This window comes from [Ruminococcus] lactaris ATCC 29176, from assembly GCF_025152405.1.
Taxonomy (GTDB): Bacteria; Bacillota; Clostridia; order Lachnospirales; family Lachnospiraceae; genus Mediterraneibacter; species Mediterraneibacter lactaris.
The window spans coordinates 2,635,375-2,648,545 of sequence record NZ_CP102292.1 but is presented as its reverse complement, the minus strand read 5'-3'; the positions used below and the strand labels follow the sequence as shown (position 1 = coordinate 2,648,545).

At 42.7% G+C, this 13,171-nt stretch carries 15 protein-coding genes; 13 read left to right on the top strand and 2 right to left on the bottom strand.

Features of this window, described 5'->3' with window-relative positions; translation table 11 throughout:
- The first annotated feature begins 103 nt into the window (after positions 1-103).
- Together NQ541_RS12425 and NQ541_RS12420 are read left to right on the top strand one after the other, a co-directional pair.
- Positions 104-1,174, top strand: coding sequence for a C40 family peptidase (locus NQ541_RS12425; RefSeq protein WP_005608299.1), 1,071 nt, complete (start codon positions 104-106; stop codon positions 1,172-1,174).
- A gap of 426 nt (positions 1,175-1,600) precedes the next feature.
- Positions 1,601-1,810, top strand: coding sequence for a DUF1858 domain-containing protein (locus NQ541_RS12420; protein ID WP_005608296.1), 210 nt, complete (start codon positions 1,601-1,603; stop codon positions 1,808-1,810).
- 92 nt (positions 1,811-1,902) lie between these two features.
- Here NQ541_RS12420 and NQ541_RS12415 read toward each other — a convergent pair whose 3' ends face one another.
- Complete coding sequence (locus NQ541_RS12415; protein WP_005608294.1) at positions 1,903-2,637, bottom strand: adaptor protein MecA; 735 nt, start codon at positions 2,635-2,637, stop codon at positions 1,903-1,905.
- A 522-nt stretch (positions 2,638-3,159) separates the two neighbouring features.
- On the opposite strand from NQ541_RS12415, the gene NQ541_RS12410 reads away from it, so the two are divergent.
- The 9 genes from NQ541_RS12410 to NQ541_RS12370 all read left to right on the top strand — a co-directional run bounded on the left by NQ541_RS12410 (position 3,160) and on the right by NQ541_RS12370 (position 11,128).
- On the top strand, positions 3,160-3,420 hold the full coding sequence (locus tag NQ541_RS12410; RefSeq protein WP_005608289.1) for a hypothetical protein: 261 nt from the start codon (positions 3,160-3,162) through the stop codon (positions 3,418-3,420).
- 126 nt (positions 3,421-3,546) lie between these two features.
- Entirely contained in the window at positions 3,547-5,379 is a 1,833-nt protein-coding gene (locus NQ541_RS12405; RefSeq protein WP_005608286.1) for a glycosyl hydrolase family 18 protein, read from the top strand.
- A gap of 83 nt (positions 5,380-5,462) precedes the next feature.
- Positions 5,463-6,158, top strand: a complete 696-nt coding sequence (locus NQ541_RS12400; protein WP_044904865.1) for an N-acetylmuramoyl-L-alanine amidase family protein — start codon at positions 5,463-5,465, stop codon at positions 6,156-6,158.
- Between the two features lie 75 nt (positions 6,159-6,233).
- A complete protein-coding gene (locus tag NQ541_RS12395; RefSeq protein WP_005608283.1) occupies positions 6,234-7,760 on the top strand; it encodes an L-threonylcarbamoyladenylate synthase in 1,527 nt (508 codons plus the stop codon).
- Positions 7,760-8,389, top strand: a complete 630-nt coding sequence (upp, locus tag NQ541_RS12390; protein WP_005608280.1) for a uracil phosphoribosyltransferase — start codon at positions 7,760-7,762, stop codon at positions 8,387-8,389. Before NQ541_RS12395 ends, upp begins: the two co-directional genes overlap by 1 nt.
- A 26-nt stretch (positions 8,390-8,415) precedes the next feature.
- Positions 8,416-8,904, top strand: coding sequence for a deoxycytidylate deaminase (locus tag NQ541_RS12385; RefSeq protein WP_044904867.1), 489 nt, complete (start codon positions 8,416-8,418; stop codon positions 8,902-8,904).
- 50 nt (positions 8,905-8,954) lie between these two features.
- Positions 8,955-9,800, top strand: a complete 846-nt coding sequence (locus NQ541_RS12380; RefSeq protein WP_005608277.1) for a fumarate hydratase — start codon at positions 8,955-8,957, stop codon at positions 9,798-9,800.
- 48 nt (positions 9,801-9,848) lie between these two features.
- Positions 9,849-10,406 carry a Fe-S-containing hydro-lyase gene (locus NQ541_RS12375; RefSeq protein ID WP_005608275.1) on the top strand — a complete coding sequence of 186 codons (558 nt, stop codon included), beginning with the start codon at positions 9,849-9,851 and terminating at the stop codon, positions 10,404-10,406.
- 5 nt (positions 10,407-10,411) lie between these two features.
- Positions 10,412-11,128 (top strand): lysophospholipid acyltransferase family protein, encoded by a 717-nt coding sequence (locus NQ541_RS12370; RefSeq protein WP_005608273.1) that lies wholly within the window; start codon positions 10,412-10,414, stop codon positions 11,126-11,128.
- A gap of 29 nt (positions 11,129-11,157) precedes the next feature.
- On the opposite strand, the gene NQ541_RS12365 is transcribed toward NQ541_RS12370, so the two are convergent.
- Complete coding sequence (locus NQ541_RS12365; protein WP_044939771.1) at positions 11,158-11,652, bottom strand: hypothetical protein; 495 nt, start codon at positions 11,650-11,652, stop codon at positions 11,158-11,160.
- Positions 11,653-12,009: 357 nt separating this feature from the next.
- Here NQ541_RS12365 and NQ541_RS12360 point away from each other — a divergent pair, with 357 nt between their 5' ends.
- The gene (locus NQ541_RS12360; protein ID WP_005608269.1) at positions 12,010-12,687 is read left to right on the top strand and encodes a hypothetical protein; all 678 of its coding nucleotides are present in this window, start codon (positions 12,010-12,012) and stop codon (positions 12,685-12,687) included.
- A gap of 49 nt (positions 12,688-12,736) precedes the next feature.
- Positions 12,737-13,003 (top strand): PqqD family protein, encoded by a 267-nt coding sequence (locus NQ541_RS12355; RefSeq protein WP_044939768.1) that lies wholly within the window; start codon positions 12,737-12,739, stop codon positions 13,001-13,003.
- Positions 13,004-13,171 lie beyond the last annotated feature (168 nt).

Below are 13,171 nucleotides of genomic sequence, written 5' to 3'. Positions count from 1 at the left end.
TTACAGCAAGATATTGATACAATCCGATTGTAACATAATTAACAAATATGTAACATTTAGAACTTCCTACAAAAGATAAAAAGAGAAAGTAAGGAGGTTTTATATGAAAAAATTGTATATGGGACAAAAGATGATCGTATCTGCACTGGCAGGTATGATATTGATTCCGGGGAGTGTAGTCAGGATACAGGCAGCAGAAACTGAAGAACAGCAGTCTGTTGTACCGACTGCAGGGATCGAATCGGCACTGGAAGAGTGTTACAGGACAAAAGTAAAAGAAAATCTTCAGCTCTATCTTGTGCCAACAGACGAGGGTGAGTATTTGAATATAGCGTTTTCTGACACGGATGATTTCACTTATGTCAGAAGCGAACCGGATGAGAACAGTGACTGGACAGGAAAATTATATAAAGATTCAACTGTCGAAGTCCTGGAATATCTGGATGGCTGGACAAAGATCCGGTCAGGTGAGACAGAAGGATATGTTCCCACAGAAAAGCTGTTTACAGGAGAAGATGCCCGTATTCATTCAGGGGAGTACGAAGAGAATACGGCAACTGTGACGGCAGACAGACTGAATGTAAGAGCCGGAACCGGAACAGATACAGAGGTGCTGACTCAGGTTAGTGAGGGAGAGACTTATGAAATCCGGGGTGAACAGGCAGATGGCTGGTATCCGGTGAAAGTCGGAGAGATCAATGGCTGGGTGTATGGAGCCTATGTCACGACGGAAACTTCCTATTCTTATGGGGAGACGAAAGAACAGGAAGAAGCACGTATTGCGGCTGAAGAAGAGCAAAAAATCCAGGAGGCAGCGGCAGCCGCACTGGTTTCAAAAGGACAGTCAGTAGTGGACTATGCATATCAGTTCCTTGGCAATCCGTATGTCTGGGGAGGTACAAGTCTTACGAATGGGGCGGACTGTTCCGGGTTTGTCCAGTCAGTTTACGCACATTTTGGAATCAGCCTCCCAAGGACATCCTATGAACAGAGAACAGCGGGGGATGAGATCAGCTATGCAGAGGCACAGCCGGGAGATCTGATCCTTTATGAAGGTCATGTTGGTATTTATATGGGAGATGGAAAGATCATAAATGCCATGAATGAAGCACAGGGTATTGGAGTTTGCAGTGCGACATATACGAATATTGTGGCAGTTCGAAGAGTACTGTAGAAGTTGAGTGATAATTCAAATGTCAAGAGCTGGCATGACCTGAAATTTAAATAAGCAAAATGCACAAAAATGTAGAGTTTTGTAAAAAGTGGTCGAATAAATCGAAAATGGAGTTTTCAACTTATCCACATTAAAATCTTAGAAAAAGGTGGAAAAATATAACGTTTTTAAAAAGTTATCCACATTATCCACACGAAATCCACACTTTTTGGTGGATTACTTTTAAATAAAAAGAGAACGAACGTTTTGTGTAGAAGTTATGAAAATAGAAAATTGTCGAAAAAAAGAAAGAAAAGAATTGACTTTTAAGAAGTTGTAAAATCAGTGGAGTTTAAAAAGAAAAATCTGAAAATTCAAAAAATAGTTGATAAAACCAGGTCGAAGGACTATAATGTAAAGCACGAAAAATAGAAGGAGGAATCAGCAATGGCACAGATTTCTAAAGAGACAAGAATTGGCGAGCTTCTCGTTACATTTCCAGAAGCAGCTCCGATTCTGATGGAAATTGGAATGCACTGCCTTGGATGCCCGGCATCTCAGATGGAATCTCTGGAAGAAGCAGCAATGGTTCATGGAATCGACAGTGACCTTCTTGTAGAGAAGATTAATGCAGCGATGGCAGCAGCAGGAAAATAATAAAAGAGGCGGAAACGTTTCATGAAAATTGAAAGCCCCTGACACCAGGAAGTCCTGATGTCAGGGGCTTTTTTTCGTTGTCAGTTATACGGTTAAAGTGCTGCCAGTTTCTGTACTGCATCCGCTGATACGATGATCTCGCAATGCTCTTCAAGAAAAGCAAGGATTGTAGAATCCGCTTTTTCAGGAGTGCTATATTCCGAAAGCATATTACATATCTTATTAAATTCATGGTCGGAAGAAGAACCAGGTGCAAGTGCAAGAATATAAGTGTGATTCTCTTTATCTTTATAAAGTGTATTCGCATTCTTATAGAATGGAGCTGCAAGGCGTGCAGCACGAATCACAGAATCTAAAGTGCTAAATGAGAAAAGACGAAGCGTAAGCTGTGGTTCAGAAACAGCTTCCTCCTGTTCCTCTTCGGGGGACGCGGAAGGAAGACCTGCCGCTGCTTCTTTTACTTTATTGAGCAGGTCAAGAAATTCATCTGCTCCCTGCAGCTTTTCAAGCACATCATTGTTCACTGTATCTGAATCGCCAAGCGGTGTAAATTTTGAAAACCGGGTATCCAGCTCTTCAGGGTCTTCGACTTTCGTTATAATCAGGACGATCGAATCCGCAGAGGAAGGAATCGCCTCGATCATGAGCGGAAGATCTTCCGCATCAAAACCGAAATCAAATGATGCCTGCTGCATCATATCCCGAAATAAAGATTTTGCTTTCTCAGTACCATAAGCCAGCTCGCTGAGCTTTAAATGGCGGGCTGCCAGATCAGCATGTGTCAACGTACAACGAATTTGATTATCATTGATTTTTTCAATTTTCATATGATCACATCCCTCTCTTCTATATAAAAGATGTTGGGGTCAAAAACCCCCAACAATGATGCTAACGGATTGTTTCGTGCTACGCACTCCCACAATCCTACCCTGACATCATATAAAATAATATGAGTATTGAATGACTTTGATCCAATAAGATATATCATTTCACTGTCTAGTATAAGCAAAAATCAAAAAGATGTAAAGAAAAAGAAGATAAGTTTATAATTCTTTCATCATCTTTTTCTGTTATCAACAAATTCACATAGCTTATCAACAAGAAACACATTGAAAAATGCTTTATTCTGCCCATATAATGGCACTTACAGAAGACAGCGGTCAGGATAACGACTCAGAAGAAAGGAGATTCGGAAAAGATTCAAATGGAGAAATTGATTTGCTGCAGGTGGTGCTGTCTTCGCAGTTCGCATAAATACTCAACAGTATGTCACAGTACTTCCAACGGGTCTTCAAAAATGCGGACATAAGGTTATCAGTATCTGCAGAGAAAGGAGAGAGTATACGCCAATGATGGACATAACTGATAAAGAGAGTTACAGAAGTTTGTACTCTGAGTTAAAGCAGTATGAAAAGAGAGGGATAGACATCCTTATGGATGGATATCAGGTAAGTCCGATGCAGATCGTGACCGCATATATGGCAAAAGAAGAAGGTGCTTATATGCGTGATTATGTGATGGATCAGAATGGAAGACTGGAATCTCTGACATTTACCGATGTAGATGAATTGAATGTAGATAAATTTGGATTGTCAGTGCTTACCCCTTGATGCCGGACAGTACAGATAGATGAGCAGTCAGAGAAAAGAAAGGTCAGAAAAGGACGCATCAATGTGCGGAAAGTATATTCAGAAAAAGTCTGATATGTTATAATGATTGCGGATAGGAGGTGCCGCATGAACGAAAGAAAAAGGCATAGAAGAAAAGGCAGAAGAAGACGGAGAAGATCACCGGGGATCGCCTTGATCATTTCCATCGTACTTGTCATTATCATAGCAGTAGCAGGAATTTTTGTTGTCTGGAAGAGATATGGTCCATCGAATGAAAGGGCTGATCTGGAACAATATTATGGCCTGGACAGCAAAGATGAGATCGCAGTAGTGATTGATGATGAAGTGATACGAAGCGAAGATCTGGCACAGGATAAAGCGGAAGGATTAAAAGTAATTTCGGCAAAGGTCTATGACAGTGAATATTATATTGAAGCTTCTGTTGTAAGAGATAAGATTAATGAGCGTTTTTACTGGGATTCAAATGAACAGATTCTTTTATATACACTGCCGTCAGGGAATGTTTCTGTCGTGGCAGATACGAATGAATATACTGAGGTCAATGAACAGAAAAGTGTAGATTATACCATTCTGAAAATGGAGGGCGACAAAGTTTATATTGCACTTCCATTTATACAGACGTATACCAATATGGAGTACAAAGTATATCAGGATCCGAACAGGATCGTGATCACGACAGACTGGGGTGAAAAAGAGACCGCAGTTGTAAAAGGTGATACACAGATCCGTTATCAGGGCGGAGTGAAAAGTCCTGTTCTCACCGATGTAAAAAAGAACGACAAGGTTACAGTTCTGGAAGATGAGGATGACTGGCAGAAAGTAGCTACAGCAGATGGATTTATCGGTTATCTGAAAAGCAGTAAGCTGAAAGACCAGAAGAAAGAAAAAACTTCCAGAGATTTTGCGGAGCCGGAATATACAAGTATTTCAAAAGATTATAAGATCAATATGGCATGGCATAATGTTACGAATGTCAGTGCCAACCAGAGCATTCAGAGTATGCTCGCTACTACAAAAGGACTGACTACGATTGCACCGACCTGGTTCAGTCTTGCAGATACTGAAGGAAATATCACATCCATTGCAGACACAGACTATGTTCAGTATGCAAAGCAGGCAGGACTGGAAGTGTGGGCGGTACTCCGGGATTTCCATGGAGGTATTAATTCATATGATGAGACTTATGAAGTATTAAGTTACAGTTCAAAAAGAGCAAAAGTGATCGATCAGGTGATCGCGGCTGCATTGCAGAGTCAGGTAGATGGAATCAACCTGGATTTTGAACTGATCTCGTCAAAGTGTGGAGTGCATTATATTCAGTTTGTGAGAGAGCTGTCAGTAAAGTGCAGAGAGAACAACCTGGTATTATCAGTAGACAACTATGTTCCGAAGCCCTACAATACGCAGTACGATCTGAAAGAGCAGGCAGCGGTAGCGGATTATGTGTTCATCATGGCATATGATGAGCATACAGACGGCTCTAATGAAGCCGGATCTGTTGCATCTATCAGTTACCTGGAAAACGGTGTGACAGATGCACTGAAGCTTGTCCCGAAAGAAAAGCTGGTTGCTGCAATCCCGTTTTTTACAAGACTTTGGAAAGAAACTCCAAAGACGGAAGAAGAGTTGGCTGCAGAAGCAGGAACAGAGGCAGCAGATTATCCGAACAGTGTAAGCAGTCAGGCACTTGGTATGGATGAAGCTGCACAGGCGGTTCAGAATGCAGGTGTGACAGCACAATGGGATGATGAGACGAAGCAGAATTATGCAAAGTGGGAAGCAGATGGAAGTACCTACAGGATCTGGCTGGAAGATATGCAGTCATTGGAAGAAAAGATGACAGTAATCCGACAGAACGAACTGGCAGGAGTTGCAGAGTGGAGTCTTGGAAGAGAAAATAGCGGCGTATGGGATCTGATTCTCCAATATTTGAATTAAATAAAGATGATTTTGAAAAAATATCCTTTTCAGACATATACTACAATATAAGTCTGAGGAGGATATTTATTTTGCTTAAAAAAATGCGAAAAAAAGCAGGAGCATTACTTGTAATGATTTGCCTTGGCGTGATCATTTTACTGTGTTGGGAGGCGGGAGAGCATCTGAAAGATAAGATTCTCAGAAGTCTTGAAACTGCAGCAGAAGCCCGTACAGGAAAGCAGACAGTAGTCCTTGACAGCGGGCATGGAGGAAGTGATTCCGGGAAAGTCGGGATCAATGGGGCGAAAGAAAAGGAGATTAATCTGCTGATTGCAAAAGAGATCAGAAGATTGCTTGAAAAAGAAAAGATTGAAGTAATTATGGTCCGGGAAAAAGATGAGGAGCTTGGAAAGAGTAAAGTAGAAGATTTGAAATACAGAGTTTCGCTGATGAATGAAAAAAAGCCGTCACTGGCAGTCAGCATTCATCAGAACAGTTATCATGAAGAAAATGTTTTTGGAGCACAGGTTTTTTATTATAAGACTTCAACCGAAGGAGAAAAGGCGGCTGCGGTCATTCAGGAAGCACTTCAGGAAGTGAATCCTGAAAATACGAAAAAAATTAAAGCAAATGATACATACTATCTTTTAAAGAAGACCGAAGTTCCGACGGTGATCGTAGAATGTGGCTTTTTAAGTAATTATGCAGAGGCAGAAAAACTGGTATCAGAAGACTATCAGAAGAAGGTGGCAGAAGCGGTGACAAAAGGCATCCTGCAATATCTGAAAGATCAGTGATGAAAGTAATGAAGAAAGTAATGAAGAAGGGATAAATAGTTTTTTTTTCAATAGAAAGATGTTATAATAAAATTTATGGAAACGATAATAAGAAAAATAGATAAAAATAATCTTGATCCTGAAGTAATCGAAGAGGCAGGAAATATTCTGAAGAATGGCGGGCTTGTAGCATTTCCGACGGAGACAGTCTACGGACTGGGAGCGGATGCGTTGAAGGAGGAGGCAGCGAAGAAGACTTATGCTGCAAAAGGCCGTCCATCGGATAATCCGCTGATCGTGCATATTGCGGATTATGAAGATCTGAAGGCAGTTGCGGTGAATATCCCGGCGAAGACGGATGCCCTGGCAGCTCATTTCTGGCCTGGTCCACTGACGATGATCTTTGAGAAGAGTGAGATTGTACCGTACGGAACGACAGGCGGACTGGATACCGTTGCAGTCAGGATGCCGAGTGATCCGGTGGCAGCGGCTGTGATCCGGGCAGCAGGTGGATTCGTATCTGCACCAAGTGCCAATACATCAGGAAGACCGAGTCCCACAACAGCACAGCATGTCAGTGAAGATCTGGACGGAAAGATCGATATGATTCTTGACAGTGGAAGTGTGGATATCGGTCTGGAATCAACGATTCTTGATATGACTGTAGAACCGCCGATGATCCTGCGTCCGGGGGCAATCACTGCGGATATGTTTGAAGAAGTGATCGGCCCGGTCAGTGTGGATGAGACAATCCTTGGAAGTGAGAGCAACAAAGCTCCGAAAGCACCGGGGATGAAATATCGTCATTATGCTCCGAAGGCAAAGCTGATCATTGCCGAGGGGGACATCCGGGAGGAAGTTCTTGCAATCCGTCAGCTTGCATATGCCGCACATCGCCAAGGCGAGCGGGTTGGAATTATTGCAACCGGGGAGACACTTCCATTTTATAAGTATGGAATTGTAAAGAATATCGGGACCCGAGAGAATGAGAAGACCATTGCAAGGAATCTGTACCGGGTTTTGAGAGAATTTGATGACGAAAAGGTTGACATTATCTACAGTGAATCCTTTGCCATGCAGGGGATTGGAAGTGCGATCATGAACCGTCTGGAAAAGGCGGCGGGACATTTAAGAATCAGTGCATCTGCAGTAGTAAAGCAGCAGAGATACCGGAGAGTTATTTTCGTAAGTAATACAGATTCTTATATCGGACCGATGGCAGCGGAGCTTTTGAGGAACAAAGAGCTGGAACAGGAGTATGTGGTTGATTGCAGCGGACTTGTGGTTTTGTTCCCTGAACCGGTGAATCCAAAGGCAGAAGCAATCATGAAGAGTGCAGGCATGACGCTGGAAGGTCATGTGGCGAAGCAGTTTGACAGTGAGAGTCTGCAGCCGGATACACTGATTCTGACAGTAGATGAGAGTACAAAGAAAAAGATGATTTCAGAGTATGAAAACACAGAGAACGTATATACGTTAAGTGAATTTGCAGGAGAGGGAGAAGAGATTCCAGATCCTTATGGAAAGCCGCTTACTGCATACGGTGAGTGCTTTGAAGTCCTGAAGAGACTCATAGATCAATTAGAAGAAAAATTAAATTCATTTGCAAAAGGAGAAGAATAATGGCAAAAGTACATGTAATGGATCACCCGTTGATCGCGCACAAAATCAGTTATATCCGCAGCGAGGAAGTTGGAACGAAAGAATTTCGCGAGATGATCGGAGAGATTGCACAGTTGATGTGTTATGAGGCAACCAGAGATCTGAAACTTGAAGATGTTCAGATCAAGACCCCGATCTGTGAGATGACAGGAAAGTCTCTTGCAGGAAAGAAACTGGCGATCGTGCCGATCCTTCGTGCAGGACTTGGAATGGTTGACGGATTCCTGACACTGATTCCGGCAGCAAAGGTAGGTCATATCGGACTTTATCGTGATCCGGAGACACTTGAACCGGTAGAGTATTACTGCAAATTACCGGCAGACTGTGAAGAGAGGGAAGTTTTCGTAGTAGATCCGATGCTTGCAACAGGCGGTTCCAGTGTGGCAGCGATTCAGATGCTGAAAGATAAAGGCGTAAAGCATATCCGTTTTGTATGCATTATCGCAGCACCGGAAGGTGTTGAGCGTATGAAAAAAGAGCATCCTGATGTAGATCTCTATATCGGTTCTCTGGATGAGAAACTGAACGATCATGGTTATATCGTACCGGGACTTGGTGATGCCGGAGACCGTATCTTCGGTACAAAATAAGAGGACAGACGAAGGAGCTGATGCAGATGTCTGATAAGAGAACAGATTATTTATCATGGGATGAATATTTTATGGGTGTTGCGATGCTTTCGGGAATGCGTTCAAAAGATCCGAATACGCAGGTGGGATGCTGTATTGTCAGTCAGGATAATAAGATTTTGTCCATGGGCTACAACGGACTGCCGATCGGCTGTTCAGATGACGAGTTCCCATGGGCGAGAGAAGGAGAAGATCCGCTGGATACAAAGTATGTTTATACGACGCACAGCGAGCTGAATGCAATTTTGAACTACAGTGGCGGCAGTCTTGCGGGAGCGAAACTTTACGTGTCTCTTTTCCCGTGCAACGAATGTGCAAAAGCTATCATACAGTCAGGGATCAAAGAGGTGATCTATGACTGTGATAAGTACGCACATACTCCGGCGGTTATGGCATCAAAAAGAATGATGGATGCAGCAGGGGTCAGATACCATCAGTATCATCGCACGAACAGAAAGATTGAGATTGAATTGTAAATGATGCAGGTACGCTTCCGGGCGTACCTGTTTCGTAAAAAGGAGACAATATGATTCGGACAGTACAGTTATCAGAAATTACAGAAAATATCAAAGAAATGTGCATTGAAGCAAATCATTTTCTGTCACCGGATATGGCAGAAGCAATGAAGCAGGCACAGCAGAACGAAAAGTCACCGCTTGGAAAGCAGATCCTTGGACAGCTTCAGGAAAATCTTGAGATAGCCGCACAGGATAGGATCCCGATCTGTCAGGATACAGGAATGGCAGTTGTCTTTCTGGAGATCGGACAGGAGGTACACTTTGAAGGCGGCAGCCTGGAAGAAGCAGTAAATGAAGGTGTACGGCAGGGATATGTGGAAGGATATCTCCGTAAATCCGTTGTAGGGGATCCATTGATCCGCGAAAACACAAAAGATAATACTCCTGCGGTTCTTCATATCAGGATCGTGGAAGGTGACCGGGTGAAGATCAAGGTTGCACCGAAAGGGTTCGGCAGTGAAAATATGAGCCGTGTATTTATGCTGAAGCCGGCAGAGGGAATCGAAGGCGTGAAAGATGCAGTTCTGACGGCGGTGAAAGATGCAGGACCGAATGCCTGTCCGCCGATGGTAGTCGGTGTTGGGATCGGAGGCACATTTGAAAAATGTGCATTGATGGCAAAAGAAGCACTGACAAGAGAGGCAGGAAGTCATTCGGAGATACCTTATGTGAAAGATCTGGAGGAAGAGCTGCTTGAAAAGATCAACGGTCTTGGAATCGGACCGGGAGGTCTTGGCGGCACAACGACAGCAATGGCAGTGAATATCAATACTTATCCGACTCATATTGCAGGACTTCCTGTTGCGGTAAATATATGCTGCCATGTCAATCGTCATGCAATAAGAACAATATAATTCCACGAGCTTTCATCGTGGACAGAGTGATGAAAAGAGGAAGATTTTATGGACAGGCATATTACAGCACCGATCAATAAAGAAACTGCAAGATCATTACATGCAGGAGACTATGTATATATAACAGGGACGATGTATACCGCGAGAGATGCGGCACATAAAAGAATGTATGAGATTCTTCAGAAGGGTGGAGAACTGCCGGTTGACTGGAAGGATCAAGTGATCTATTATATGGGACCATCCCCGGCAAGAGAGGGCAGACCGATCGGATCAGCAGGTCCGACAACAGCAAGCAGAATGGATAAATACGCACCGCAGCTGCTGGATCTTGGACTGGGAGCAATGGTTGGAAAAGGCAAAAGAAGCCAGGCTGTTATCGATGCGATCGTGAGAAATGGTTCAGTATATTTTGCGGCGGTAGGAGGAGCAGGAGCTCTTCTTTCCAAATGTATTACTTCCGCAGAGGTGGTCGCTTATGACGATCTTGGAACAGAGGCAATCAGAAAGCTCACAGTAGAAAACTTTCCGGCGATCGTTGTGATCGACAGTGAGGGAAATAATCTGTATGAAACTGCGATCAAAGAATACAGAAAAGTGGAGGAATAAGATTCATGAAGAGAATCCTTTTGATGGTATTCAGAAATCTCTGGTTTGTTCCATGGGCATGGTGTAAGCTGTGCTATCGGGCGTCTCATACAGATAAATATACAGAAGAAGAACAATATTCATTTATCCGGTGGGTAGATCTGCATGCAAATAAAGGCGGAAATGTAAAAATAGATGTGCATGGAAGTGAAAATATACCGGCAGAGAATGGTTTTATGTTTTTCCCAAACCATCAGGGTCTGTATGATGTGTTGGCGATGATAGAAGCGTGTCCACGGCCATTTTCAGTCGTGGCTAAAAAAGAAGTGGGAAATATTCCATTTTTAAAGCAGGTCTTTTCGTGTCTTAAGGCATTCCTGCTGGACAGAGAAGATGTGCGTCAGGCGATGAAAGTGATCATAGATGTATCGAAAGAAGTTGAAAAAGGAAGAAACTACCTGATTTTCCCGGAAGGTACACGTTCTAAAAATGGAAATAAGATCGGTACATTTAAAGGTGGAAGTTTTAAAGCTGCAACAAAGGCAAAATGCCCGATCGTTCCGGTGGCACTGATTAATTCTTTCGTGCCATTTGACCGGAATACGATCCGCCCTGTAACAGTACAGGTACATTTCCTTAAGCCGTTGGAATATGAAGATTACAAAGAGATGAAGACAACCGAGATTGCGGCACTGGTAGAAAAGCAGATCCAGGAAACGATCGATGCGAATGTAGGAGAATAAATAGAATCAGAATCATTTAACTCCCAATTTTAATAATATCCTGTCCAGCTCTCTTCGTCATCGTCGACATCAACAGAATTGTCCGGGATCGTATCGGTACCATCGGAAATGCCCGGGATTGTAGTATCATTGTCGGCCTTGTTGCCGGAAGTACTGTTGGATGCATTTCCGCTATTACCGGAATTGTTGCTTGAATTATTGGAAGAACTGTTATTTCCTTTGCTCTTGCTACCTGATTTGCTGCCGGAGGCTGAAGACTGTCCATCCTTGTTGGAATCATCGTTCTTTCCGTCGGTCAGGTCAAGATCCGGCAAGGAATTATCGGAATCTTTTGAATCACTCTTTTTCTTATCAGATTTTTTATCTTTAGAAGTGGATTCAGTCTTCTTATCGGATGTTCCTGAAGTAATGCGAATGGCTGCAAATGCGGCTATTGCCAGAACACAAACGGCGATCACCGATATAATGATCAGTTGCTTTTTCTTTTTGGGATTCATTTTTTTTCGTCTTCTCGATCTGCTCATAGGATACTCCTTATTTTTTAAAAAATTTTACTGGTGCAATCGTAGTAGAGGACGTTCTTTTTTCTTTCAATGACAGTCTGAGAGTTTTTATAAAGTTCAGCTTGAAAAAAATCATTTTCCCTGGCAATCACTTCAAGTAAGTTTCATAAAGGAAAGCCCTCCACACCTTACTATAACACAAATAGCCACATAAAAATAAGAAAAATTTGACAAAAAAATACAGGTAAACGGATTGAAAAATGTCAGGAAAAATAGTACTATAAAATAGTATAGTAATAACTTGGTCACAATGCATTCGGAATGTGTTGTGATTGTTGCTTATAAAAAGGAAATAAAAAGAGAAAAGCAGGAGGGATTATGAGTGCAAGAAGAAAGCAGTTAATAGCTTTATCCGTGGTACTCGTCTGCGTCATCGGAATGGCTGCATATGGAATTGTGCGGGTATCGAATAAGACTGCCGATAAGGAAAATGGCTTCGATGTTGCTATGACAGATACGACTGACAAGTCAGAGGATGGATCAAAAGATTCGGATAAGACAGAGAAAAAGGAAAAGACGGATCAGAAGAGTGATGCGAAAAAGGACGATTCCGTTAAAGAAGAGGATAAAAAGGAAGAGACTCTGCCTACATTGGATCTGACAAAGAATGAGGCAAAGAAATCCACCCGGAAGAAGAGCAGTAGCTCATCAGCAAGTTCTTCATCTTCTGGGAATGCAGGAAATACTACAGCCAATGGTTCTAACAGTACATGGAAACCGGGAAACAGTTCCAATACCGGTTCTAACACTGGAAATAATGGATCAAATAGCAGTTCAAAGCCGGAAAATAATGGATCAAATAACGGCTCTAATTCAGGTAATAACGGCTCAAATAATGGTAATAATGGTTCCAATACCGGTGGAAATACAAATCCGGGAACCGGTAATCCGGATAATGATGTGAATCTGCCGGAGACAAAGCCATCAGAACCGACAACTCCGACAGAGCCAACCGGACCAGATGAAAATGGTGAATATTGGACAGGATATTATTAAAAAAGAGTTCAGAATAAAAAGATAATTGATTGCTGCGGGAGGGACGAAGATGAAGATAAAAAAGGGATTTGTATTGCGGGATGTCGCAGGCAGATCCGTTGTAGTTGCTACAGGGGCAGCCGCCAAAAAATTTCGTGGCATGATTATGCTGAATGATACCGGCAAAGAAATTTGGATAAGATTGCAGAAAGGCATGGATCAGGAAGAGATTATCCGCAGCATGGTTGAAGATTATGAAGTCAGTGAGGAAAAGGTCACAGCAGATGTTCAGAGTTTAATCGGACAGATGCAGGAAAATGGTTTTTTAGAAGAATAAATAGATGTCGGGGTCAAAAGCCCCCGACTTTGATGCCTACGGATTGCTCCGTGCTACGCACTTCCACAGTCCTACCCAATCTTCGCATATCGTGGGATTATCATCCCACTTTTATGCTCATATCGGGGCGGGTCCTAAGGTCTTTCACCCACCTATGAGCAAGCTCAT